The 24,513-nt window shown below is 63.0% G+C and carries 19 protein-coding genes; 16 read left to right on the forward strand and 3 right to left on the reverse strand.

Annotated features, from left to right (window positions below; genetic code table 11):
• The 6 genes from hrpA to BEK68_RS00625 form a co-directional block, all read left to right on the forward strand.
• A partial coding sequence (hrpA, locus tag BEK68_RS00600; protein WP_139111335.1) for an ATP-dependent RNA helicase HrpA occupies positions 1 to 3,964 on the forward strand: 3,964 nt, incomplete at its 5' end.
• Between the two features lie 117 nt (positions 3,965 to 4,081).
• Positions 4,082 to 5,077: a cytochrome D1 domain-containing protein gene (locus BEK68_RS00605; protein ID WP_012435328.1), complete on the forward strand. Its 996-nt coding sequence runs from the start codon at positions 4,082 to 4,084 to the stop codon at positions 5,075 to 5,077.
• 11 nt (positions 5,078 to 5,088) lie between these two features.
• Positions 5,089 to 5,922 (forward strand): polysaccharide deacetylase family protein, encoded by an 834-nt coding sequence (locus BEK68_RS00610; RefSeq protein WP_012435329.1) that lies wholly within the window; start codon positions 5,089 to 5,091, stop codon positions 5,920 to 5,922.
• Position 5,923: 1 nt separating this feature from the next.
• Positions 5,924 to 6,898, forward strand: a complete 975-nt coding sequence (locus BEK68_RS00615) for a sterol desaturase family protein (RefSeq protein ID WP_012435330.1) — start codon at positions 5,924 to 5,926, stop codon at positions 6,896 to 6,898.
• A 77-nt stretch (positions 6,899 to 6,975) separates the two neighbouring features.
• The gene (locus tag BEK68_RS00620; protein ID WP_012435331.1) at positions 6,976 to 7,833 is read left to right on the forward strand and encodes an EI24 domain-containing protein; all 858 of its coding nucleotides are present in this window, start codon (positions 6,976 to 6,978) and stop codon (positions 7,831 to 7,833) included.
• 21 nt (positions 7,834 to 7,854) lie between these two features.
• Entirely contained in the window at positions 7,855 to 8,673 is an 819-nt protein-coding gene (locus BEK68_RS00625) for a competence/damage-inducible protein A (RefSeq protein WP_004626357.1), read from the forward strand.
• 16 nt (positions 8,674 to 8,689) lie between these two features.
• Here the strand turns inward: BEK68_RS00625 and BEK68_RS00630 are convergent, their stop codons facing one another.
• Positions 8,690 to 9,166, reverse strand: a complete 477-nt coding sequence (locus tag BEK68_RS00630; RefSeq protein ID WP_004626360.1) for a rhodanese-like domain-containing protein — start codon at positions 9,164 to 9,166, stop codon at positions 8,690 to 8,692.
• 473 nt (positions 9,167 to 9,639) lie between these two features.
• On the opposite strand from BEK68_RS00630, the gene BEK68_RS00635 reads away from it, so the two are divergent.
• The 4 genes from BEK68_RS00635 to ntrC all read left to right on the forward strand — a co-directional run bounded on the left by BEK68_RS00635 (position 9,640) and on the right by ntrC (position 14,527).
• On the forward strand, positions 9,640 to 11,055 hold the full coding sequence (locus BEK68_RS00635; RefSeq protein WP_004626362.1) for a 3-hydroxylaminophenol mutase: 1,416 nt from the start codon (positions 9,640 to 9,642) through the stop codon (positions 11,053 to 11,055).
• A gap of 158 nt (positions 11,056 to 11,213) precedes the next feature.
• A complete protein-coding gene (locus BEK68_RS00640) occupies positions 11,214 to 11,738 on the forward strand; it encodes a hypothetical protein (RefSeq protein WP_004626365.1) in 525 nt (174 codons plus the stop codon).
• Positions 11,739 to 11,745: 7 nt separating this feature from the next.
• Positions 11,746 to 12,948, forward strand: a complete 1,203-nt coding sequence (gene glnL, locus BEK68_RS00645) for a nitrogen regulation protein NR(II) (RefSeq protein WP_004626368.1) — start codon at positions 11,746 to 11,748, stop codon at positions 12,946 to 12,948.
• Positions 12,949 to 13,018: 70 nt separating this feature from the next.
• On the forward strand, positions 13,019 to 14,527 hold the full coding sequence (ntrC, locus tag BEK68_RS00650; RefSeq protein WP_004626371.1) for a nitrogen regulation protein NR(I): 1,509 nt from the start codon (positions 13,019 to 13,021) through the stop codon (positions 14,525 to 14,527).
• A gap of 115 nt (positions 14,528 to 14,642) precedes the next feature.
• On the opposite strand, the gene BEK68_RS00655 is transcribed toward ntrC, so the two are convergent.
• Positions 14,643 to 14,972 carry a hypothetical protein gene (locus BEK68_RS00655; protein WP_004626374.1) on the reverse strand — a complete coding sequence of 110 codons (330 nt, stop codon included), beginning with the start codon at positions 14,970 to 14,972 and terminating at the stop codon, positions 14,643 to 14,645.
• A 168-nt stretch (positions 14,973 to 15,140) separates the two neighbouring features.
• Entirely contained in the window at positions 15,141 to 16,034 is an 894-nt protein-coding gene (locus tag BEK68_RS00660) for an HAD family hydrolase (protein ID WP_012435332.1), read from the reverse strand.
• Between the two features lie 197 nt (positions 16,035 to 16,231).
• Here BEK68_RS00660 and ugpB point away from each other — a divergent pair, with 197 nt between their 5' ends.
• From ugpB to BEK68_RS00690, 6 genes are all read left to right on the forward strand, one after another.
• A complete protein-coding gene (gene ugpB / locus BEK68_RS00665) occupies positions 16,232 to 17,548 on the forward strand; it encodes a sn-glycerol-3-phosphate ABC transporter substrate-binding protein UgpB (protein ID WP_012435333.1) in 1,317 nt (438 codons plus the stop codon).
• A 76-nt stretch (positions 17,549 to 17,624) separates the two neighbouring features.
• A complete protein-coding gene (gene ugpA / locus BEK68_RS00670) occupies positions 17,625 to 18,506 on the forward strand; it encodes a sn-glycerol-3-phosphate ABC transporter permease UgpA (RefSeq protein ID WP_012435334.1) in 882 nt (293 codons plus the stop codon).
• A gap of 18 nt (positions 18,507 to 18,524) precedes the next feature.
• The gene (ugpE, locus tag BEK68_RS00675) at positions 18,525 to 19,373 is read left to right on the forward strand and encodes a sn-glycerol-3-phosphate ABC transporter permease UgpE (protein WP_012435335.1); all 849 of its coding nucleotides are present in this window, start codon (positions 18,525 to 18,527) and stop codon (positions 19,371 to 19,373) included.
• Between the two features lie 10 nt (positions 19,374 to 19,383).
• Positions 19,384 to 20,481, forward strand: coding sequence for a sn-glycerol-3-phosphate import ATP-binding protein UgpC (locus tag BEK68_RS00680; protein WP_012435336.1), 1,098 nt, complete (start codon positions 19,384 to 19,386; stop codon positions 20,479 to 20,481).
• The gene (ugpQ, locus tag BEK68_RS00685) at positions 20,478 to 21,230 is read left to right on the forward strand and encodes a glycerophosphodiester phosphodiesterase (protein WP_012435337.1); all 753 of its coding nucleotides are present in this window, start codon (positions 20,478 to 20,480) and stop codon (positions 21,228 to 21,230) included. The genes BEK68_RS00680 and ugpQ overlap by 4 nt, the downstream gene beginning before the upstream one ends.
• 291 nt (positions 21,231 to 21,521) lie before the next feature.
• Positions 21,522 to 24,386 (forward strand): 2-oxoglutarate dehydrogenase E1 component, encoded by a 2,865-nt coding sequence (locus tag BEK68_RS00690; protein ID WP_004626382.1) that lies wholly within the window; start codon positions 21,522 to 21,524, stop codon positions 24,384 to 24,386.
• Positions 24,387 to 24,513 lie beyond the last annotated feature (127 nt).

Here is a 24,513-nt window from a genome sequence, read left to right on the forward strand (position 1 = left end):
GCCGGCGCCCTCTCAGAAACCGCCGAAAGACACGCCGCCGCCCGAGCGCAAGCCCGGTGGCAATGCGCGTCCGCAGCGCCGCCAAAAGCCCACGCCAGAAGAACTCGCCGCGGCGCTCGAGGCGCGCCGCGCACGTGCGAACCGCGTCCCGCCGATCACGTTTCCCGAAGCGCTGCCTGTGTCGGCCAGGCGCGACGAGATCGCCCAGGCCATTGCCGCGAACCAGGTGGTGATCGTCTCGGGCGAGACCGGCTCGGGCAAGACCACGCAGTTGCCGAAGATCTGCTTGTCGATCGGGCGAGGCATCGGCGCGGGCGGTACCGGGCTGATCGGTCATACGCAGCCGCGCCGGATTGCCGCGACGTCTACCGCCAAGCGCATCGCGCAGGAAATCGGCACGCCGGTGGGCGAGCACGTGGGCTTCCAGGTGCGGTTCAATGACACGCTGTCGGCGGGCGCGTCGGTCAAGCTGATGACCGACGGCATCTTGCTGGCCGAGACGCAGAACGATCCGTTGCTGCGCGCCTACGACACGATCATCATTGACGAGGCGCACGAACGCAGCCTCAACATCGACTTCCTGATCGGCTATCTCAAGCAGCTTCTGCCGCGCCGCCCGGATCTGAAGCTGATCATCACCTCCGCAACCATCGACGCAAAGCGGTTTGCCGAGCACTTTGCCGGCCCAAAGGGGCCGGCGCCGGTCATCGAAGTCAGCGGGCGGTTGTATCCGGTCGAGGTGCGCTACCGCCCGATCCAGCGCGACGAGAAAGACAAGGAGCGCGATCTTTACGAAGCGCTCGTCGATGCGGTCGATGAACTCGCCCGCGAAGGCCCGGGCGACGTGCTCATCTTCCTGCCGGGCGAACGCGAGATTCGCGAGGCGGCCGAGGCGCTGCGCAAGCACCATCCGGCGCATACCGAGATCCTGCCGCTCTTTGCGCGCTTGTCCGTGCAGGAGCAGGAACGTGTGTTCCGGCCGTCCAACGCACGCCGCATCGTGCTGGCGACCAACGTGGCCGAGACCTCGCTCACGGTGCCGGGTATTCGCTACGTGGTCGATACGGGGCTGGCGCGCGTCAAGCGCTATTCCTATCGCAACAAGGTCGAGCAACTGCAGATCGAGCCGGTGTCGCAGGCTGCGGCCAACCAGCGTGCCGGTCGTTGCGGCCGGGTGGCCGATGGCGTCTGCATTCGCCTGTATGACGAGGCGGATTTCATTGCGCGGCCGCGTTTCACCGATCCGGAAATTTTGCGGTCGTCGCTGGCGGCAGTCATCCTGCGCATGAAGGCACTGCGGCTGACGGACGTCGAGCAGTTCCCCTTCATCGAGCCGCCGCTGGGCCGTGCGATTGCCGATGGCTATCAGCTCTTGCAAGAACTCGGTGCCGTCGACGATGAGAATGCGCTGACCCCGCTGGGCAAGCAGGTCGCTCGCTTGCCGCTGGACCCACGCGTGGCGCGGATGATTCTGGCCGGCCGCGACCACCAGTGCCTGCGCGAGATGCTGATCATCGCAAGCGCCTTGTCCGTGCAAGACCCACGGGAGCGCCCGCAAGAACTGCAGCAGCAGGCGGATCAAGCGCACCGCCAGTTTGCCGACGAGAAATCGGAGTTCCTCGGCTGGGTGAAGCTCTGGAAGTGGTTTGAAGAGGCCGTCGCGCACAAGAAGTCGAACAAGCAGCTGCAGGAGCAGTGCCGTTCGCACTTCCTGTCGCATGTGCGGCTGCGGGAATGGCGCGACGTGCATTCGCAGTTGCACACCACGGTGGCGGAGCAGGGCTGGAAGCTCAACGAATCCGATCCGACGTATGAACAGTTGCATCTGGCGCTGCTGACGGGCCTCCTTGGCAACATCGGTGTGCGCATCGAGGAGGCGGATGGGAAAGGCCGTGAATATCTCGGCGCGCGCGGCATCAAGTTCTTCCTGTGGCCGGGGTCGGTCATTGCGCGCAAGGCGGGCAAGTGGGTCGTAGGCGGCGAACTGATCGAGACCAGCCGCCTGTTCGGTCGCACGCTGGCACGCATCGAGCCGGAATGGGTCGAGAAGGTCGGGGCGCACCTGTTGAAGGTGTCGTGGAGCGATCCGCATTGGGAAAAGAAGGCCGGCCAGGTGATGGCCTTCGAGCGCGGCACGCTGTACGGCCTGCCGATCTATCAACAGCGCCGCGTGCACTTTGGGCCGATGCAGCCGAAGGAAGCGCGCGAGATGTTCATCCGCCGCGCGCTGGTCGATGGCGAGTTCGAGACGCGCCTGCCGTTCTTCACGCACAACCAGCGCCTGGTGCGCGAGATCGAAAACCTCGAACACAAGTCACGCCGGCAAGACGTGCTGGTGGACGACGAGTTGATCTACGCGTTCTACGACAGCCAGATCCCGGCGGACATTTACAACACCGTGTCGTTCGAGCGCTGGTATGCCGAGGCCGCCAGCGCGGGCGGCAAAAGCGGCCAGAAGCTGCTGTACCTGAATCGCGATGACCTCATGCGGCATGAGGCGGCCGGCATCACGACCGACCTGTTCCCGAAGGTGCTGCCGATTGCCGGTATCGACATGGGCCTGACGTACCACTTCGAGCCCGGCAGCCCGCGCGATGGCGTGACCCTCACCGTGCCGCTGTATGCGCTTAACCAGGTCCCTGCGCAGCGCACCGAATGGCTGGTCCCGGGCATGCTCAAGGAGAAGGTGCATCTGCTGCTGAAGAGTCTGCCGCAGAAGCTGCGCCGCCATTGCGTGCCGTTGCCGGACTACGCCGCCGGATTCGTCGCGCGCGTGCGGTTGGGGGATGGCGATCTGCTCGACCGCTTGATCGCCGACGTGCGCGAGCAGACCGGCATGGCGCTCAAGCGCGCCGACTTTAAGCTCGAGACGCTGCCCGCGCATCACTTCATGAACTTCAAGGTGATCGACGAGCACGGCCGGCAGCTCGACATGGGCCGCAATCTAGCCCAGTTGCGCGCGGAACTGGGCGGACGCGCGCAGCAGACCTTTCAGTCGATCGCCGCGCAGGATGCTGCCGTGGCTGGCACCCCGAGCGAGGGCACCAAGGCAGGCCAAGCCGGCAAGAGTGGCAAGGCGGAAGCCCCGGCCAACGCCGCGCTGTACTCGGGGCTGACCACCTGGAATTTCGGCGAGTTGCCGGAACTGCTGGAAGTCCGCAAAGGCAGCCAGACGCTCTTCGGCTATCCGGCACTCGTCGATGCCGGCGATCACTGCGACGTGGAAGTTTTCGACGACCCGGCGCAAGCCACGCGCATCCATGGCCTGGGCTTGCGCCGGTTGTTTGCGATCCAGCTGCGCGAGCCGTTGAAGTACCTGGAAAAGAACATCCCGGGCCTGTCGCAGATGGCGATCCAGTTCATGAACCTGGGCACGCAGGACGATCTGCGTGACCAGATCCTGGATGCCACGCTGGAGCGTGCCTGCCTGCAAGACCCGCTGCCCATCGATGACGCCAGTTTCGGTGCCCGCAAGGACGAAAGCCGCGCGCGCCTGACGTTGCTGGCGCAGGAAATTGCACGGCTGGTCGGCGCCATCCTGGCCGAATATGCGCAACTGCCGCGCAAGCTGCAGATCGCCAAGCCGTTTGCTGCAGCCACCGCCGACATCGACGCACAGCTCAAGACGCTGATGCACAAGCGTTTTATCGAGGCGACGCCGTATGCGCAGTTGACGCACTTTCCGCGTTATCTGAAGGGCATCGCGCTGCGCATCGATAAACTCAAGGCGGACCCGGCCCGCGATACGCAACGCATGCAGGAGATGGCGCCGCTCATCCAGCAATACCAACGCGCGGAAAAGGCGCTGCGCGTGCAAGGGCAGGGCGGCAACGACCCGCGCATGGAGGAATTCCGCTGGATGCTTGAGGAGCTGCGTATCGCTCTGTTTGCACAGGAATTACGCACGCCGGTGCCGATGTCGGTCAAGCGGCTGCAGAAGGTGTGGGAATCGATGCAGCGATAGCTGCACGATGCTTTCTTGCTGGCGGGGAAAGTTCCCGTTTTCTTTTTTTGATTTGTGTCAGCGGTGGCATAAATGCCAGCGTTAAAATGACTGGCTAAGTTGCTGAATCTTCTCGTTATGTCTGCCTTGCGCGCCTCGTTTGCCTCCCATTGGTTCTCCACGCTGGTCCTGTCGGCCGCTGCTCTGATGGCCGCGCATGCGGCGCGTGCTGAAGTCGTCACCGTGCTCAATTCGGGCGACGCAAGCGTCTCTTTGATCGACAAGGACACCCGCAAGGTGTTGGAGACGTTCCCGATCGGCAAGGAGCCGCACCACCTGATCGCCACGCCCGACGAAAAGTCGTTGATCATCGCCAACGCTGTGGGCAACGAGCTGGTGTTTCTCGATCCCGTGACCGGCAAGATTCAGCAGCGCGTGCCGCGCATCGACGATCCATACCAGATCGGCTTCTCGCCCGACCAGAAGTGGTTTCTGACCACCGGCAACCGGCTGGACCGCATTGATATTTACCGCTGGGACGGCCATGCGCTGACCATCGCCAAACAGATTCCAGCGGCGAAGACACCCAGCCACATCGCCTTTACCGCCGACAGCAAGATCGCGTTCGTCACCGTGCAGGATTCCAATGAAGTGATGGCCATCGACCTGCCCACGCAGACCGTGATGTGGCGCATGACCATTGGCTCCGCGCCGGCCGGCGTGTGGGTCACAACAGATCAGAAATACCTGCTGGTCGGCATGACCGGCGCCGATTACGTCGAAGTGATCGACTGGCACAACCGCACCAGCGTCAAGCGCATCCCGACTGGCAAGGGCGCGCACAACTTCCGCGCGCTGGGCGACAAGCGTCACCTGTTCCTCTCGAACCGCGTGTCAGGCACGATCAGCATCATCGATCAGCAAACGCTGACCAAGGTGGGCGACATCACAGGCCTGCCGCCCGGCCCCGACGACATGGAACTGACCGCCGACGGCAAGCAACTCTGGGTGACCTGCCGCTGGGCCAAGCGCGTGGCGATCGTCGACGTTGCAAGCCGCAAGGTCGTGGAAGAGATCAAGGTCGGGCGATCGCCGCACGGCATTTACTTCCGCACGCGCGCTCCACTGAATTGAGCGTCACGACCATGAAGCCCGGCCTGTCGATGTTGCGCACGGCCGCCGCTGCCACAGCGGCGCTGGGCCTGTGCGCGTTGGCCGCGGCTGCACCCGGTGGTGTGAACGCCGGTGCGTGCAAAGGCACCGTTTACCTCACTTTCGACACCGGCAGCATGAGCCAGGCGCAGTTGATTGCCGATACGCTGCGTCGCCATCGCATCCACGCCACGTTCTTCCTCGCCAACGAAAAGACCATCCACGGCGACAGCACGCTGGATGACGGCTGGGCCCCGTATTGGAGATCGCTAGCCGCCGACGGCCACGCCTTCGGTACGCACACCTTCGATCACGTCTACTACAAGGGCGAGGCAGGTGCGGGCAAGGTCCGCTTCCGCCCGCAGTTTGGCGAGGAGGGTGGCCGCAATGTCGTGTGGAGTGAGCCCGAATTCTGTGCGGAGCTCAAACGCAGCGCCGAGCGCTTCAAGGCCATGACCGGTCAGCCGATGGACCCGCTGTGGCGTGCGCCGGGTGGTCACTTTTCGGCGACGACAGAGGCTTGGGCGAAGCAATGCGGGTTCGCCCACGTGGCCTGGGCGCCCGCCGGTTTCCTGGGCGACGAGTTGCCGTCCGAGCGTTATCCGAACGACGCGTTGCTGCAGAAGGCGCTGTCCAGCTTGCGCGATGGCGACATCACCATGGCGCACCTTGGCATCTGGTCGCGTAGGGATCCGTGGGCGCCGGCTGACCTTGAGCCGCTGATCACCGGCCTGGAACGCAAGGGTTTCTGCTTCGCCACGCTGCGCGATCATCCGCAGTACCAAGCCTGGTTGGGTGCCCACCCGGCACACACAGCGGCCCGCTGACATGTTTGACTGGATCGCCGACACCTTCACGCAAGCGCAGGATGTGCTCTTCCAGCACGTCGTGATGCCGATCACCTATACCATCGGCCTGGGTGGTTACGTTGAAGATGCCTACCCCGGCACCGAATGGCTGCTGATGGGGCTGCTGCAGATCGCGGTGCTGCTGCTGATCTTCCGCCCGCTGGAGCGCTGGCGCCCGGTAGAACCGGTGCAAGATCGCAAGGCCGTGCGTGCCGACATCTTCTACACGCTGTTCCACCGTCTGGGTTTCTTTCCGCTGTTGCTGTTCTTCACGCTGCACCCGCTGATCGACGCTCTCGACGGCAAGTTGCGCTTCTGGGGCTGGGCGCATCTGAACGTGGAAGATTGGTGGCCGGGCGTGACGTCGGTTGCCATCGTCAGCTTTCTGATCTATCTGGTGTTGTTCGACCTGCTCGACTACTGGTATCACCGTCTGTCGCACAAATTCCATTGGTGGTGGAACCTGCATTCGCTGCATCACAGTCAGCAGCAGATGACGCTGTGGTCTGATGACCGCAACCACATCCTCGACGATGTGCTGCGTGGTGCGGTGTTTGCCACTGCGGCGCTGGTTGTTGGGGTGGAACCCTCGCAGTACGTGCTGCTGGTGGCCATTTCGCAGTTGCTGCAAAGCTTGCAGCACGCCAACGTGCGGCTGCATTTCGGCTGGCTGGGCGATCGGCTGCTGATCTCGCCGCGCTTCCATCGGCTGCATCACGCCATTGGACTGGGGCATGAGGTGCCGGGCAAGCCTGGTGTGCTCGGCGGCTGCAATTTTGGCGTGCTGTTCCCATGGTGGGACATGCTGTTCGGCACCGCCATCTTCTCGCCCGAGTACCACGCTACCGGTATCCGCGATCAACTTCCCTCCCCGCAAGGGCGCTCGCGCGACTACGGGCGCGGCGTGCTGCGTCAGCAGTGGCTTGGCCTCAAGCGCCTGTTCGGCCGCGCGTAAAGCCCGGGCGGGACGGCGCGCGCGTGATTTCTGCACGCTATGCTAGGCTGTTCGCTCTCTGATTCCCCCATTTCTGCATGAACGACCTGATTCGCTCATTTGGCCGCGCGCTGCTTTCGCAACTGCATCCGCGCATGCTGTTCCTGACGGTACTGCCTTTCGCCGTGGCCGTGGTGGTCTGGGGCGGGGTACTGTATTTCGGCTGGGACGCCATGAACGGCATGGCCCGCAACGCCGTGGAAGGCTGGGCCTTCATGGGCTGGATCAAGAGCGGCCTGAACGCGATCGGTATGGCGGGGTTGTGGTCCGCGATCGCGCCGCTGTTGGTGATCACCTTGCTCGTGCCGGTGATTGTCGTGTCGATCCTCGTGCTGGTGAGCGTGGCGTCGGTGCCGGTGGTCATGCGCTATCTTGATCGCAGCTATCCGCAGCTTGAGCGTCGCAAGGGTGGCTCGGTGCTGGGCAGTCTTACGCATGCTCTGCTATGCACGCTGGTGGTCATTCTCATGGCCATCGTCACGCTGCCATTGTGGCTGATTCCTCCGTTTTTCGCGCTGATTCCGCCGCTGCTGTGGGGTTGGCTCACGTACCGCTTGATGACGTACGATGCGCTGGCTGATCACGCGACTGCAGAAGAGCGCCGCGCGATCATGCAGCGCTACCGGGTGCCGCTGCTAGGCATCGGCGTCGCCGTTGGCATGCTGGGCTCGGCGCCGACGCTGCTATGGGTGTCGTCGGTGGTGACGATTGTGCTGTTCCCGATCATCGCCATCGCCGTGATCTGGCTGTATGTGCTGATCTTTATTTTCTCGGCGCTGTGGTTTGGCCACTTCTGCTTGCGTGCGCTGACGCGTCTGCGTGCTGAAGCGCCGCCTGCGCGCATGGTCGAGGCCAGCGTGATAGAAGTCACTACCATTGAACTGCCTCGCGAATAATCAGAAACCATCGGAACTGACATGGCTTTCGGCATGATCATCATCGGCGACGAGATCCTCTCCGGCCGCCGCGAAGACAAACACCTGCGCAAGCTGATCGAAGTGCTCGGCGAGCGCGGCCTGACATTGGAGTGGGCCGAGTACGTCGGCGACCAGCCCGCGCGCATTACAAACGTACTCAAGCGTACGTTCGCCAGCGAGGACGTGGTGTTCTGCACTGGCGGCATTGGCGCCACGCCCGATGATCACACGCGCCAATGCGCGGCCGCTGCGCTGGGCGTACCGTTGGAGCTGCATCCGGAAGCGCGCGAGCAGATCACGCTGCGCATCGCCGAGTCGGCCAACGGTGACCCGGTCAAGGCGGATGTCTCAACGCCCGAAAACCAGCACCGCTTCAAGATGGGTGAGTTTCCCCAGGGCGCGCGCATCATCCCGAATAGCTATAACCGCATCCCCGGGTTCTCGGTGGCGCATCACCATTTCATGCCGGGTTTTCCGGTGATGGCATGGCCGATGATGGAGTGGGTGCTCGACACCTATTACGCTGATCAATTCCACCGCGCGCCGCGCGAGGAGCGCTCGTTCCTGGTGTTTGGCCTGCCGGAGTCGCGGCTTACACCGCTGATGGAGCGCATCGAAGCGGAGTTCGATGGCGTGAAGGTCTTCAGTCTGCCCAGCGTGGGGGATGCAGCGCGCGGTGAGCGCTATGCCCGCTCGCACATCGACCTGGGCGTCAAGGGCTCACCGGAAGCCGTGGCGCGCGCCTATGCGATGCTGCGAGAGGGTGCGGTGGCGCTGGGTGGTGAGATTTTCGAGGCGGACGCCAGCGCGGCGTCCTGACGCTCACCGGCGCGCCTCAGGCACCGTGCCAGGGCAGGCCTCGGAAACACCAGCCCTCCACGGTCTTGCGATGGCCTTCGGTGTCTTTTGCACCCTCGAAACCTTCCAGCACATCCATTGCTGCCGCGTAACCGGCCTGTGCGGCGGCCGTTGCTGCATGCTTGGAGCGCGCTGCGCTGCGGCACAGGAACAGCACTGGCGCATCTTTCGGCACGGCAGCCTCGAGCGCGCTCAGGAAGTTGGCGTTGCGCGCGCCGCCCGGATACTGATTCCACTCCACGTGGACAAACTGGCCCGGCGAAATGTCGGGCGTGCCAACCCAGTCGAGTTCAGCGCGCGTGCGCACGTCCACCAGCCGCGCCTGCGGGTCGGCGGCCAACAACGCGGCAGCCTCTTGCGGCGACAGCGCGCCGAAGTACGGCAGTTGGTCTGCCTCACGGCGGGCGGCGGCAGCCTCTAGCAGGGACTCGCGGGTAAGCGTGGTGGCAGTCATGGTGATCAGGGGCGGGTGAAAGAGGAAGCAACCATTCTAGCGCCGCCGTCAAATAGCGCGGGTAAAAATCCCCGCGATGGTGCGTGCTCGATCTACTTGCACAAAAGAGGTGCTTATAGCATTTTCATGCACCGTTTATGTGCGTTGGCTATGCTGCTTGAACAGCCTTAGCCCTATCAGCGGGAATTCGGCGGGAGGCGGTTCGGCCGGATTGCAGGGCGTGCGCACCGTGTCAGGCATGGGCTGGCGCAGTGCTGCACTGTTTGCGGGAGAGCTTGCCTGTTGTTGGGCCGGAATTGGCATAGTTTCTGCTAAGATTCCCGCGGTCTTTTTCAGGGGCGTCCGTCCGTGTCGGACGACCTTGCTGGAAAGAAGATGTTTCGGAGTGAGGGCGGGTTGCGGCCGATTGCGCAGCGATCCGTCACACAACCGGCTCACAATACTTTGCGTTATTGCGCTACCAGGAGAATGGCATGTCCCAAAGCATTGCAGACGTGATGAAGCTCGTGAAGGAAAACGACGTCAAGTTCGTCGATTTCCGCTTCACCGATACCAAGGGTAAGGAGCAGCACGTCTCGGTCCCCGTTTCGCATTTCGACGAAGACAAGTTCGAAAGCGGTCACGCATTCGACGGCTCGTCGATCGCCGGCTGGAAAGGCATCGAAGCGTCGGACATGCTGCTGGTGCCGGATGCAAATACCGCGCACATCGACCCGTTTTACGAAGAGCCGACCCTGGTCCTGACCTGCGACGTGGTCGAGCCGTCGGACGGCAAGGGCTACGACCGCGACCCGCGCTCGATCGCCAAGCGCGCTGAAGCCTACCTGAAGAGCACCGGCCTGGGCGACACCGCCTACTTTGGTCCGGAACCCGAATTCTTCATCTTCGACGGCGTGACCTGGAACATCGACATGCAGGGTTGCTTCGTGAAGATCAATTCCGAAGAAGCTCCGTGGTCGTCGGGCAAGGAGTTCGAACACGGCAACTCGGGCCACCGTCCGGGCAAGAAGGGCGGCTACTTCCCGGTTGCCCCGATCGACACGTTCCAAGACATGCGCTCGGAAATGTGCCTGATTCTGGAATCGCTGGGTATTCCCGTTGAAGTGCACCACCACGAAGTGGCAGGCCAAGGTCAGAACGAAATCGGCACGAAGTTCAGCACGCTGGTGCAACGCGCCGACTGGACCCAGCTGCAAAAGTACGTGATCCAGAACGTCGCGCACACCTATGGCAAGACGGCGACGTTCATGCCGAAGCCGGTCGTGGGCGACAACGGTTCGGGCATGCATGTTCACCAATCGGTGTGGAAAGATGGCCAGAACCTGTTCGCAGGCAATGGTTACGCTGGCCTGTCGGAATTCGCGCTGTATTACATCGGCGGCATCATCAAGCACGCCCGCGCGCTGAATGCCCTCACCAACCCGGGTACGAACTCGTACAAGCGTCTGGTGCCGGGCTTCGAGGCTCCGGTCAAGCTGGCTTACTCGGCACGTAACCGTTCGGCTTCGATCCGCATTCCGTACGTCGCCAACCCGAAGGGCCGTCGTATCGAGACCCGCTTCCCGGATCCGCTGATGAACCCGTACCTGGGCTTCTCGGCGCTGCTGATGGCCGGTCTGGATGGCGTGCAGAACAAGATCCACCCGGGCGAAGCTGCCGACAAGAACCTGTACGACCTGCCGCCGGAAGAAGACGCAAAGATCCCGACCGTGTGCTCGAGCCTGGATCAGGCCCTCGAGTACCTGGACAAGGATCGCGAGTTCCTGACCCGCGGTGGTGTGTTCTCCAACGCCATGCTCGACGCCTACATCGAACTGAAGATGGAAGAAGTCACGCGCTTCCGCATGACGACGCACCCGCTCGAGTTCGAGATGTACTACTCGCTGTAATGTGCGAGCGCTCCGACCGATGTGTCGGGGCGAAGAGACGGTTGTGAGAGGAGGGGCGGCGCAGGTCGCCCTTCCTTTTTATGAAGCGGAGTTTTGTGGCTAGAATGAGCGTCCGCCGGACTCCGGCGCCCGATCGACGTATCCGCCAGGTTCCATTCATGTTCCGTCCTTCCCCACGCATCGCATCCGGGCTGCTTGCCGCCGCTGCGGCGGTGTTTGCCACGCTGTCCGTGCAGGCTCCCGCGTACGCCGATGACGTCTATCTGTGCACCGGTCCGAACGGCGTGCCGGAGTACCGCAACAGCGGCAACGTGAAGGGCTGCAAGAAGTTGACGCTGCCCGATGTGGTGACCGTGCCCGGCACGCGAAGCCCGCGCAGTGCGGGTGCTGCACCCGCGCCGGCGCAAAACAATGCAGGCGGTGGCTTCCCCCGCGTGGACAACGCCACGCAGAAGGCGCGTGACGGCGAACGCCGCCAGGTGCTGGAAGCCGAGCTGGCAGACGAGGAGCGCAAGCTCCAGGCTTTGAAGACCGAATACAACAACGGTCAGCCCGAGCGCCAGGGCAACGAACGTAACTATCAAAAGTATCTGGACCGCACCGCGCAGTTGAAGGGCGACATCGAGCGCAGCCAGGCCAATGTCGATTCCATCCGCCGGGAGCTGGGCAATCTCAAGGACTAGATGAACCATGCGTCGACTGATCCGCAAAGCGGCACGCCGCGATGAACAGGAACAGACGACGCCATCCGCGCCGTCACCCTCCGCCGCCGGTGTGGAGGTCTCCGTAGGCGAGCCCATCGACGGGCCGCCGCCGATTCCGTTTTCACATGGTGCACCGCCATCATTCCCTGGGCTCGACGCGGTGCCCAATCCCATCCTCTTCGTCCGCCATCCAGCGCTGACGGTCTTCTACGCCAACCCCGCCGCGGAAGCCGCGTTGGCCGTGTCTCGCCGCCAACTGGTGGAGATGTCGCTGTACGAGCTGTTTGCCGACCCGTCGGAGCTGGGCGAGATGATCGCCACCGTGGCGGCTCGCCAGTTCGATGCCAAGCGGCGCGACGTGTCACTTGAGCGCGTCGGCCATGAGCCGCTGCACGCGCACGCCGTCGTGGGCGCGCTCGACTTTGTGCCCGGATCGGTGCTGCTTGAGCTGCTGCCCAACGAGCAGAAGATCCGTAGCGAGCGCGAGGAGCGTCTGCTCGACCTGACTTCCGCCAACAAAGAGCTGATCCGCAACCTTGCGCACGAGATCAAGAATCCGTTGGGCGGTATTCGCGGCGCGGCGCAGTTGCTGGAGTTCGAACTGCCGGAGCGCTCGCTGCGCGAGTACACGCAGGTCATCATCAAGGAATCCGACCGGCTGCAGACCCTGGTCGACCGCCTGCTGGAACCGCACCGGCATCCGCATATCGTTGGCGATGTGAACATCCACGAGGTACTGGAGCGGGTGCGCTCGGTGGTGCTGGCGGAGTTTCCGCAGGGCCTGCGGATCGTGCGCGACTACGACGCGAGCCTGCCGGAGTTTCGCGGCGACAAGGAGCAGCTCATCCAGGCCGTGCTCAACATCGTTCACAACGCAGCGCATGCGCTGGGCCCTCGCATTGCGCAGGGCGATGGCGAGATCATTCTGCGCACACGCGTCGCACGCAAAGTTACGATTGCAAAACGTCTTTACAAGCTGGCATTGGACTTGCATGTAGTGGACAACGGTCCTGGTATCCCGGACGACATCCGCGAGCGAATCTTCTTCCCGCTGGTGTCCGGCAGGGAGGGGGGAAGTGGGCTGGGCCTGACACTCGCGCAGACGTTCGTGCAGCAGCACGATGGTCTGATCGAATGCGAGAGCAGGCCAGGCCAGACGGATTTCCGCATTCTCGTGCCGCTGCACTGAAGCGCCTCAGCTTCAATAACGCAGCGCGAGGCGGCCCAGGCGAGACGAAGTCAAGCAGACGAACCAACACATGAAGCCAATCTGGATAGTCGACGACGATCAATCCATCCGCTGGGTCCTTGAGAAGGCGCTGGCGCGTGAGAGCCTGCTCTCGCGCAGCTTTACCAACGTGCGCGATGCGCTCAACGCGCTCGACGAAGAAACACCGCAAGTCCTGATCTCGGACGTCCGTATGCCGGGCGGCTCGGGGCTGGATCTGCTGCAGGCCATCAAGGCCAAACACCCCGGACTGCCGGTCATCATCATGACCGCATATTCGGACCTGGACAGCGCCGTGGCGGCGTTCCAGGGCGGCGCGTTTGAATACCTGGCCAAGCCGTTCGACGTGGATCGTGCGGTCGAACTGATCCGCCGCGCGCTGGAAGAGAGCCTGCGCGAAGAGGAGATCGACGATCGCCTGAGCGACGCGCCTGAGATTCTCGGGCAGGCGCCGGCCATGCAGGACGTGTTCCGCGCGATCGGGCGGCTGTCGCAGTCCAACGTGACGGTGCTGATCACCGGCGAATCCGGCACGGGTAAGGAGCTGGTGGCACGGGCGCTGCATAAGCACAGCCCGCGTGCGAGCGGCCCCTTTATCGCACTGAACACCGCGGCGATTCCGAAAGACTTGCTGGAATCCGAGCTGTTTGGCCATGAGCGCGGCGCCTTTACTGGCGCGCAGACCATGCGCCGCGGCCGCTTTGAGCAAGCCGAGGGCGGCACGCTGTTCCTCGATGAAATCGGCGACATGCCGTTCGATCTGCAGACGCGCTTACTGCGCGTGCTGTCGGACGGCCACTTCTATCGCGTGGGCGGCCACAACCCGCTCAAGGCCAACGTGCGCGTCATCGCGGCCACGCACCAGAATCTTGAAACCCGCGTCAAGGACGGTCTGTTCCGCGAGGACTTGTTTCACCGCCTGAACGTGATCCGTCTGCGCTTGCCGGCGCTGCGCGAACGCCCGGAAGACATCACGCTGCTGGCGCGCCATTTCTTGCAGAAGAGTGCCAAGGAGCTGGGCGTGGAGCCCAAGCGCATGTCGGACGATGCGCTGGCGCATATCGCCACGCTGCCGTTCCCCGGCAACGTGCGGCAACTGGAAAACCTCTGCAACTGGCTCACTGTGATGGCGCCGGCGCAGACCATTGAAAGCAAGGATCTGCCCGCCGACCTGGTGCGAGGCAACGCGCAGATGCTACCGGTCATGGGCGAGGCCGCGGCTCGCCCAGCCTTCATCGGCGAGCCGTCGCATGGTGGCGAACCGTATGGTGTTACGCCGTCGGTCGATACGTTGCTCTCAAGCTCTGCAGCGGGGGCATCCATCGCAGCAGGTTGGGAGCGCGCGCTCGCGGGCGAGGCCAAGGCCATGCTCGAAGCGGGCCAGCCCGACGTCATGGACGCACTTACGCGACGCTTCGAGAAGGCGATTCTTGAGGCTGCGCTGGGTGTCACGCGCGGGCGCCGTGTTGAAGCGGCAACGCGTCTGGGCATCGGCCGCAACACCATCACGCGCAAATTGCAGGAGCTTGGCTTCGACTGACGTGCCGTCAGCGGGGCCAGTCCACTGGATATCGTCGAGCTTGGCGATTGGGATTGGGCGGATTTCCGATAAGGGAATCCGCCCTTTTTTTGGCGGCCGAGAATGCGTGCTGCGCTTAGTGCAGCTTGTGCTTGAGCTGCGACAGCTCTTCATGCGCGCGCATCACGGCAGATTCCACGGAATGGTCCACCTTGCCGCTGGCGTTCTGGCAGGCCATTTTTGCGCGGTCGGAACAGGCTTCGAGCTTGTCGATGGCTTCTACGAAAGTCAGCTGGTCTTCAGCGCCTTCCAGGCGCGAGTGGCATTGGCGGGCTTGGTCGTCCAGTTGCTGGATCGATTGCTTCAGCGCGTCAGGCACGTCCTTGTGCGAGGCGCAGGTCCGGGCCAGTTCGGCGATGGTGCTTTCCGCATGTTCAAAACGCTGGCGCAGTTTCTCTGGTTGCATGGGGGGCTCCTGTCGGTTGCGTTAAAAAGGCGTTGGCGCCGCATGCACCGTTATGAGGCCGTCACATGGTGCAAAGCGGTGCAACGCCCAATTTCGGCGCAAGCGGCATGCCGCGTGCGGCAAGCGACGCTGGGTCTCCAGCGCGTGTTGCGGTGCAGGAATGCCGCGTCAGTCGCGCGGCGCGGGGAGGGCTAGGGAACGCGCTTCCAGGATGCGCTCGGCGACTTCGGCAAAACCGCCGCCGCCTTCGGCCTCGGTGAGGTACGCCGGCGGCACGGGCAACATATCGATCACGTCCAGCACATTGGCCACACCCACCGAGAGCGGGAAGAACTCGAACATTGCCGCATCGTTGGCGGAGTCGCCCACGAACACCCAGCGTTCGCGCTCGGCATGCAGGTCGAGGCCGAATGCGCGGCGCGCGAGCGACACGCTGGCGCTCAGCTTGTCGTGCTTGCCGAACCAGCCGTTGATGTGAATCGAACTGACGGTGGCGTGCATCCCGTGCGTACGCATGATGTCGACGATGTGCCGCACGGCGTGCTGCGGCAGCGGCGGGACTTGTTCGGCATGGTCGACGGCCAGATCCGCCGCGTGCCAGGCTTGATCCGTCGCCAGCGCTGAACCCGGCACGGCACGCCGGATCTCTGCACCCACTTCACGGATGCGCTCGAGGTTGCGTGCGCGCGTTTGCGCGTCGTCCACGAAATCGGTGGCCAGATGCCCGCGCGAATCGACGCGCATGGCAAACGCGCCGTTCTCGCCGATCACCGCATCAACGGGCCACAACCGCGCAATGACTTCGCACCAGGCAATCGACCGGCCGGTGACGGGCACGACCTTGATGCCGGCGCGATGCAAGCGCTCCAGCGCCGAGTACGTGTGCGCGGGCAGCTTGCCCTTCGTCGTGAGGGTTCCATCCACGTCGGTGAAGATGCCGGTGATATTGCGCAGTGCATCATCCGAGAGCTGATGCAGGGCCAGCGGAACACGCCGGTCGGCAACGAGGGGCGCGGTTCCAGGCGAGTCTGGAGCGGCAGGAGTGGTGGGTGGAGCGAGCATGCTGCGAGTGCAATAGAGAGTGTTTTCAGCCCATTCTAACGGCCGTTGCAAGCCAAACCTTGGAGGGATTTCCCGATTTCTTTGTGACAGAAAGCCAAGTAACATCCCGCTGTCATAAAAATGACCGACCGTGCATATACAGTCGGCGCGCCGTGGGCGGAGCGAGGGAGCCCGCCGGGTCGAAACAAGGAGAAATGATGTCGATCAAGAAGATTGCGGGTGCGGCGGCAGTACTGGCCGCGTGTACGTTTGCGCAGGGCGCGTACGCAGTGACGGAAATCCAATGGTGGCATTCGATGGAAGGCGCCTTGAACGACAAGGTGAACGAGATCGCCACCAAGTTCAATGCCAGCCAGTCCGATTACAAGATCGTGCCGGTCTACAAGGGCCAATACGATGAATCGCTGGCTGCGGGCATTGCGGCGTTCCGCGCCGGCAATGCACCGGCCATCCTGCAAGTGTTCGAGGTTGGTACCGCAACGATGATGAACGCCAAGGGCGCCATTGTGCCGGTGGCCAAGATCATGAAGGACGCCGGCGAGAAGTTCGACCCGAAGGCCTATGTGCCGGCCGTGGCGGGCTACTACACGTCGAACAAGGGCGAGATGCTGTCGTTCCCGTTCAACAGTTCGACGACGATCATGTATTACAACAAGGACGCCTTCAAGAAGGCTGGCCTTGACCCGAACAAGCCGCCCGCAACGTGGCAGGAAGTGGCTGTCGATGCGGCCAAGCTGAAGGCAGCTGGTGTGCCCTGCGGTTACACGACCGACTGGCAGTCATGGGTGCATCTGGAGAGCTTCTCGGCGTGGCACAACGTGTCGTTCGCGACCGAGAACAACGGCTTTGGTGGCGCCAAGGCCCGCTTGAACTTCAACGGTCCGGTGCAGATCAAGCATATCGAGAACCTGCTCGACATGCAGAAGAAGGGCTACTTCACCTACGCCGGCCGCAAGGACGAGCCGAAGGCGAAGTTCATCGCGGGTGAGTGCGCCATGCACACGGGTTCGTCGGCAGCGCTGGCGAACATCCGCAAGAACGCCAAGTTCAACTTCAGCCCGGCACCGCTGCCGTATGAAGCCGGCGTGCCGGGTGCCCCGCAGAACACGATCATCGGCGGCGCTTCGCTGTGGGTGATGGGCGGCCACAAGGCTGAAGAGTACAAGGGCGTGGCGAAGTTCTTCACGTTCCTGTCGCGTCCGGAAATGCAGGCCGACTGGCACCAGTCGACGGGTTATCTGCCCGTGACGCTGGAAGCGTATGAGCTGACCAAGAAGTCCGGCTTCTATGAGAAGAACCCGGGCGCCGACGTGGCCGTCAAGCAGATGATCGTCAAGACGACCGACAAGTCGCGCGGCATTCGTCTGGGCAACTTCCCGCAGATCCGTCAGGTGATCGACGAAGAGCTGGAATCCGTCTGGGCGGGCAAGAAGACGCCGAAGGAAGCGCTGGACACGGCAGTGTCACGCGGCAACGAGCTGCTCGTCCGCTTCGAGAAGACCGTCAAGGAATAAGCGCCGATTCGGCGCTCGTCTAAACCGCCGGCCTCGTGCGCTTGCACCGGCCGGCGGTGCGTTTTTGGAATGTCGCATGGAAAAACGCGTCGTTTTCCGATCGCGCTGGCTGCCGTATGTGCTGGTCGCCCCGCAGATCGTCGTCACTCTGGTGTTCTTCTTCTGGCCCGCGGGGCAGGCGCTGTATCAGTCGCTGCTGCGCCAGGATGCCTTCGGCATCAACCTCGAATTCGTGGGGCTGGAGAACTTTCACGACCTGTTTGCCGATCCGACCTATCTCGGTTCGTTCAAGACCACGGCCGTATTCGCCATTGGCGTCGCGCTGGTCGGTCTCGGCACCTCGCTGGCGCTGGCGTACTTTGCTGATCGCGCGTTGCGTGGCGCCACGTTCTACAAGACCCTGCTGATCTGGCCGTATGCGATTGCACCGGCTGTGGCGGGTGTGCTGTGGAGCTTCCTCTTCAACCCGTCACTGGGCATCGTGTCGTTCATGATCCGCAAGATGGGCGTGGACTGGAACTTTGTGCTCAACGGCGGGCAGGCACTGACGCTGGTGGTCATCATCGCGGCGTGGAAGCAGATCAGCTACAACTTCCTCTTCTTCCTGGCTGGGCTGCAGAGCATTCCGAAGTCGCTGATCGAAGCAGCCGCCATTGACGGTGCCGGGCCGTGGAGGCGCTTCTGGTCGATCGTCTTTCCGCTGCTGTCGCCCACCACGTTCTTCCTGATGGTGGTGAACGTTGTGTATGCGTTCTTCGACACCTTCGCCATCATCGATTCGGTCACGCAGGGCGGCCCGTTCAAGGCGACGGAGACGCTGGTGTTCAAGGTTTATCAAGACGGCGTGCGCGGTCTGGATATCGGCGGATCTGCGGCTCAGTCGGTGATCCTCATGGGCTTGGTCATCGTGCTGACGATCGTCCAGTTCCGTTACGTTGAACGCAAAGTCCAATACTGAAAGGAGGGCAACCGCACCATGATTGAACGCCGTCCGCTCCTGGACTTCCTCACCCACGTCGTGCTGATTCTCGGTGTGATCGTCGTGGCGTTTCCGGTGTACGTCGTATTCGTCGCGTCGTCGTTGACGGCCGAAGACGTGCTACAGGCGCCCATGACGCTGATCCCCGGTCCGCATCTCATCGAAAACTACCGCACGGTGCTCACGTCGGGCATGGGCAACTCGGCCACGCCGGTCGGCACCATGCTCATGAACAGCCTGATCATGGCGTTGGGCATCTCGCTCGGGAAGATCGCGATCTCCATCATCTCGGCGTTTGCGATCGTCTATTTCAAGTTCCCGCTGCGCAAGACGTTCTTTTGGCTCATCTTCGTCACGCTGATGCTTCCGGTGGAAGTGCGGATCCTGCCCACGTACAAAGTGGTGTCGGATCTCGGCATGCTGAACAGCTACGCGGGCCTGACGATCCCGATCATCGCGTCGGCCACCGCCACGTTCCTGTTCCGGCAGTTCTTCCTGACGATTCCCGATGAATTGGCGGAAGCTGCGCGCATCGATGGCGCCGGCCCGCTCAAGTTCTTCTGGGACGTGGTGCTGCCGCTCTCGCGCACCAGCATCGCGGCATTGTTCGTGATCCAGTTCATCTACGGCTGGAACCAGTATCTCTGGCCGCTCCTGATCACGACGGAAAAGAACATGACGCCCATTGTGCTGGGCGTGACGCAAATGATCTCCCGCTCCGGCGATTCCGCCACCGACTGGAACCTGCTGATGGCCACCGTCATGCTGGCCATGTTGCCGCCCGCGGCAATCGTGATCGGGATGCAGCGGTGGTTCGTGAAGGGCCTCGTCGAAACCGAAAAGTAAAAGAAGCAAGATGGCAAAACTTTCGCTACGCAACGTCCAGAAGCACTATGCCAACCTCCAGGTCGTGCACGGCATCGACATGGAAATCGGCGACGGGGAGTTCATCGTCATCGTCGGGCCCTCGGGCTGCGGCAAATCCACGCTGCTGCGCATGGTGGCGGGCCTGGAGCCCATCACCGGCGGCGAGGTATGGATTGGCGACCGCGTCGTCAACGAACTCGAGCCGGCCGAGCGCGATATCGCGATGGTGTTCCAGAACTACGCGCTGTATCCGCACATGAGCGTGTTCGACAACATGGCCTACGGGCTGAAGATCCGCGGCTTGCCCAAGAGCGATATCCAGGCGCGCGTGGAGCAGGCGGCGGGCATTCTTGAACTCGGCAAGCTCTTGGATCGAAAGCCGCGCCAGCTCTCGGGCGGCCAACGCCAGCGTGTGGCCATGGGCCGCGCGATCGTGCGTGAGCCGGCAGTGTTCCTGTTCGACGAGCCGCTCTCCAACCTGGACGCCAAGCTGCGCGTGCAGATGCGCCTGGAGCTGAAAGATCTGCATCGCCGCTTGCGCACGACGAGTCTGTACGTCACGCACGATCAGGTTGAGGCGATGACGCTGGCCGATCGCATGATGGTGCTCAACGGTGGCCGGGTCGAACAGATCGGCACACCGCTGGAGGTGTACTCGCGTCCGGCCAGCACGTTCGTGGCGGGCTTCATCGGCTCTCCGCCGATGAACCTCGTGCCCGTGTCGCGCAATGCGGGTGGTGGCACGCAGATTCGGGTGGACGGAGCGAAGGAGAGCGATGCCGCCGCCACGCTCGGCCACTTGCCGATGGGCCTTCATCTGCCCGAGCGCGCGCTCATGGGTTTGCGTCCCGAACATATCGAGTCGTGCTCGGCTGACGAGGCCATCGCCTTCATCGACGTGCGCGTGGTGGAGGCCCTCGGCGCGGATGCATTCGCGTACGGCGCCCTGGCCGGCCATCCGGTCGTGGTCCGCCTTGAGCCGCACGCCAGCGTAAAGGCGGGCGACAAGCTACCCATCACCGCGTCGGCCGAGCATCTGCATTGGTTCGACCCCCAAACCACGCGCCGCATCGAGGCCCTGGCATGACCGGCGCGCGCGCATTGCCGGCGTGGCCGTATCCGCGTGCCATTGCTCACCGTGGGGCAGGGAAGCTGGCGCCGGAGAACACGCTGGCGGCCTTCCGCCACGGCGCCTCGTTCGGCTACCGCATGTTCGAATTCGACGTGAAGCTCTCTGGCGACAGCGCATCGGTCCTGTTGCACGACGCCACGCTGGATCGGACCACGAACGGCGCCGGCCGCCTCGATGCGCTCACGCTCGGGCAGATCGCGCAACTGGATGCGGGCAGCTGGCACAGCCCAGCCTACGCTGGCGAGCCAGTGCCCACGCTGGCCGCCATCGCGCGCTACCTGCGCGCCAACGGATTCCTCGCCAATATCGAGATTAAGCCGGTGCCGGGCGTCGAGTGGCGCACGGGCGCTGCTGTCGCGCTCGACGCCCGCACGTTGTGGGCCGGCGCCGAGGTGCCGCCGCTGCTGTCGTCGTTTTCCGAAGATGCGCTGGCTGCGGCGCGCGAAGCTGTGCCGGAATTGCCTCGCGCGTTGCTGCTCGACAAGCTCCCGGCCGATTGGCTCGATCGCCTGCGCGCATTGGATTGTGTTGCGCTCGACGCCAACCATCGCGAACTGACGCCCGAGATCATTGACCAGGCACACGCCGCAGGCTTTCGCGTCTGCTGCTATACCGTCAACGACCTGGATCGCGCACACCTGCTTTGGAGCGCGGGACTGGACAGTTTGATCACCGATTGGGTAGATCGTATTTCGCCCGCCTGAATGTGACGGAAGCATGGTTTTGACGTGGCATAACAAGGATCGTTTGTCACGTCAAAGAATCAGAATATTGCTTATAAACATGCTATGCTTCTGCCTCGTGAAGACTTAGGTCCTTCCCGCACAACTTGTCTGTAAAAGCTGTCTCGGTACCCCCTTTCTGCCATGCGCGATCCGGTCCGACCAGGTGATTTCAGGCGATTTAGTTTGCGATCCGCTAACCGGTCAAGCCGTGTCGCGGAAGGTTGATGAACCCGCTGAACTCCGGCAGACCCGGAGAAAAGTGAGCGCCCCATGACAGAGCTGTATAAGCAGTACCTGGACACTTCGTACCTGTCCGGCGGTAACGCCGCCTACGTTGAAGATCAGTACGAAGCGTACCTTCAAGATCCCACGTCCGTTAGCGAGGCACTGCGCGCGTACTTCGATGCGCTGCAGAACGTCCCCGCCGTCGACGGTTCCAACGCCCGGGATATCCCCCACGCCCCCATCGTCACCTCGTTCGCCGAGCGCGCCAAGCATGGCCCGATCCGGACGATTGTCGCGTCTGCCGATTCCGATATGGGTCGCAAGCGCGTGGCGGCGACGCAGCTGGTGGCTGCCTACCGCAATGTGGGCCTGCGTTGGGCCGATCTTGACCCGCTCAAGCGTCAGGAGCGCCCCCCGGTTCCGGATCTGGACCCGGCTTTCTACGGTTTCACCGAAGCCGACCAGGACATCGTTTTCAACGCCAGCAATACGTATTTCGGCAAGGAATCGATGAGCCTGCGCGAGCTGGTCAACAACCTGCGCGAAACGTACTGCGGCTCGATCGGCGCTGAGTTCATGTACATCAGCGACCAGGCGCAAAAGCGCTGGTGGCAGGAGCGTCTGGAAACCATCCGCTCCAAGCCGACGTTCTCGGCTGAAAAGAAGAAGCACATCCTGGAACGCCTGACGGCCGCTGAAGGCCTCGAGCGTTTCCTGCATACGAAGTACGTCGGTCAGAAGCGCTTCTCGCTGGAAGGCGGCGAGAGCTTCATCGCGGCGATGGACGAACTGATCCAGCATTCCGGCGCCAAGGGCGTGCAGGAAATCGTGATCGGCATGGCCCACCGCGGCCGTCTGAACGTGCTGGTCAACACGCTGGGCAAGATGCCGGCCGACCTGTTTGCCGAATTCGAAGGCAAGCACGTGGACGACCTGCCGGCCGGTGACGTGAAGTACCACAAGGGCTTCTCGAGCGACGTGACCACCCCCGGTGGCCCTGTCCACCTGTCGCTGGCGTTCAACCCGTCGCACCTGGAAATCGTCAACCCGGTCGTGGAAGGGTCGGTCAAGGCGCGCCAGGAGCGCCGCGACGACAAGCACGGCGCGCAAGTGCTGGCTGTGCAAGTGCACGGTGACGCGGCCTTCGCCGGCCAGGGCGTTGTGATGGAAACGCTGAACCTTGCGCAAACGCGTGGTTATGGCACGGGCGGCACGATCCACATCGTCATCAACAACCAGATCGGTTTCACGACGTCGGACCCGCGCGACTCGCGCTCGACGCTGTACTGTACCGATGTGGTCAAGATGATTGAAGCGCCGGTGCTGCACGTCAACGGCGACGATCCGGAAGCGGTCGTGCTGGCCATGCAACTGGCCGTGGACTTCCGTACGGAGTTCCAGAAGGACATCGCGGTCGACATCATCTGCTTCCGCAAGCTCGGCCACAACGAGCAAGACACGCCGGCAATGACGCAGCCGCTGATGTACAAGAAGATCGGCACGCACCCTGGCACGCGCAAGCTCTACGCAGACAAGCTTGTCACGCAGAACACGCTGAAGGCAGAAGAGCCGGACGCCCTGGTGCAGGAATTCCGCGCCGCCATGGACGCGGGCAAGCACACGGTTGATCCGGTGCTGTCGAACTTCAAGAACAAGTTCGCAGTGGATTGGCTGCCGTTCCTGAACCGCAAGTGGACGGATGCAGCCGATACCGCCGTGCCGATGGCCGAACTCAAGCGTCTGGCCGAGCGCATCACCGCCATCCCCGATCACTTCAAGCTGCACCCGCTGGTTGAGAACGTCGTCAACAACCGCGCCAAGATGGGCAAGGGCGAGCAGGCGCTGGACTGGGGCATGGGCGAGCACCTGGCTTTCGCATCGCTGGTGGCGTCGGGCTACCCCGTGCGCATCACTGGTCAGGACGCCGGTCGCGGTACGTTCACGCACCGCCACGCCGTGCTGCACGATCAGAACCGCGAGCGTTGGGACGCCGGCAGCTACATCCCGCTGCAGAACGTGTCGGAAAGTCAGGCTCCCTTCACGGTGATCGACTCGGTGCTGTCGGAAGAGGCCGTGATGGGCTTCGAGTACGGCTATTCGTCGGCTGAGCCGAACACGCTGGTGATCTGGGAAGCCCAGTTCGGTGACTTCGCCAACGGCGCACAGGTGGTGATCGACCAGTTCATCTCGTCGGGCGAAGTGAAGTGGGGCCGCGCCTCGGGTCTGACGCTGATGCTGCCGCACGGCTACGAAGGCCAAGGTCCGGAGCACAGCTCGGCACGCCTGGAGCGCTACCTGCAGCTCTGCGCAGACCACAACATGCAAGTGGTGCAGCCGACCACGCCGGCGCAAATCTTCCACCTGCTGCGTCGCCAGATGATCCGGATGTTCCGCAAGCCGCTGATCATCCTGACGCCGAAGTCGCTGCTGCGCAGCAAGGACGCTGTGTCGCCGTTGTCCGACCTGGCCAAGGGCCATTTCGAGACGGTGATCGCCGATACGGCCGAAGATCTGAATGCCGCCAAGGTCAAGCGCGTCGTGGCCTGCTCGGGCAAGGTCTACTACGACTTGGTCAACGCCCGTAAGGAACGCGGTCTGACCGACACGGCCATCATCCGCGTGGAACAGCTCTATCCGTTCCCGCACAAGGCGTTCGCAGCCGAGCTGAAGAAGTATCCGAACCTCGCTGAAGTGGTGTGGTGCCAGGACGAGCCGCAGAACCAGGGCGCCTGGTTCTTCGTGCAGCACTACATCCTCGAGAACATGACCGAGGGTCAGAAGCTGGGCTACGCAGGCCGCCCGGCATCGGCATCGCCGGCCGTGGGCTACTACGCCAAACACAACGAGCAGCAAAAGGCGCTGATCGATGCCGCGTTTGGCAAGCTCAAGGGCTTCGTGCTGAACAAGTAAGCGACATCTGCACCAAGGCGGCAGCTTCGGCTGTCGCCTTGACGCATCTTCGCTCCCGAATTCCACCGTCTATCGAATTAGCGCGGCTCCCGAACGAGAGGAGCACGTGCACATGAATCCAAGGAAG

Origin of the sequence: Ralstonia pickettii (assembly GCF_001699815.1) — a bacterium.
In the GTDB taxonomy this organism is placed as follows: domain Bacteria; phylum Pseudomonadota; class Gammaproteobacteria; order Burkholderiales; family Burkholderiaceae; genus Ralstonia; species Ralstonia thomasii.

Coding starts and splice junctions, on each gene's coding strand:
- BEK68_RS00605 (WP_012435328.1), top strand. CDS start 4,082: ATGTCTGCCTTGCGCGCCTCGTTTGCCTCCCATTGGTTCTCCACGCTG.
- BEK68_RS00610 (WP_012435329.1), top strand. CDS start 5,089: ATGAAGCCCGGCCTGTCGATGTTGCGCACGGCCGCCGCTGCCACAGCG.
- BEK68_RS00615 (WP_012435330.1), top strand. CDS start 5,924: ATGTTTGACTGGATCGCCGACACCTTCACGCAAGCGCAGGATGTGCTC.
- BEK68_RS00620 (WP_012435331.1), top strand. CDS start 6,976: ATGAACGACCTGATTCGCTCATTTGGCCGCGCGCTGCTTTCGCAACTG.
- BEK68_RS00625 (WP_004626357.1), top strand. CDS start 7,855: ATGGCTTTCGGCATGATCATCATCGGCGACGAGATCCTCTCCGGCCGC.
- BEK68_RS00630 (WP_004626360.1), bottom strand. CDS start 9,166: ATGACTGCCACCACGCTTACCCGCGAGTCCCTGCTAGAGGCTGCCGCC.
- BEK68_RS00635 (WP_004626362.1), top strand. CDS start 9,640: ATGTCCCAAAGCATTGCAGACGTGATGAAGCTCGTGAAGGAAAACGAC.
- BEK68_RS00640 (WP_004626365.1), top strand. CDS start 11,214: ATGTTCCGTCCTTCCCCACGCATCGCATCCGGGCTGCTTGCCGCCGCT.
- glnL (WP_004626368.1), top strand. CDS start 11,746: ATGCGTCGACTGATCCGCAAAGCGGCACGCCGCGATGAACAGGAACAG.
- ntrC (WP_004626371.1), top strand. CDS start 13,019: ATGAAGCCAATCTGGATAGTCGACGACGATCAATCCATCCGCTGGGTC.
- BEK68_RS00655 (WP_004626374.1), bottom strand. CDS start 14,972: ATGCAACCAGAGAAACTGCGCCAGCGTTTTGAACATGCGGAAAGCACC.
- BEK68_RS00660 (WP_012435332.1), bottom strand. CDS start 16,034: ATGCTCGCTCCACCCACCACTCCTGCCGCTCCAGACTCGCCTGGAACC.
- ugpB (WP_012435333.1), top strand. CDS start 16,232: ATGTCGATCAAGAAGATTGCGGGTGCGGCGGCAGTACTGGCCGCGTGT.
- ugpA (WP_012435334.1), top strand. CDS start 17,625: ATGGAAAAACGCGTCGTTTTCCGATCGCGCTGGCTGCCGTATGTGCTG.
- ugpE (WP_012435335.1), top strand. CDS start 18,525: ATGATTGAACGCCGTCCGCTCCTGGACTTCCTCACCCACGTCGTGCTG.
- BEK68_RS00680 (WP_012435336.1), top strand. CDS start 19,384: ATGGCAAAACTTTCGCTACGCAACGTCCAGAAGCACTATGCCAACCTC.
- ugpQ (WP_012435337.1), top strand. CDS start 20,478: ATGACCGGCGCGCGCGCATTGCCGGCGTGGCCGTATCCGCGTGCCATT.
- BEK68_RS00690 (WP_004626382.1), top strand. CDS start 21,522: ATGACAGAGCTGTATAAGCAGTACCTGGACACTTCGTACCTGTCCGGC.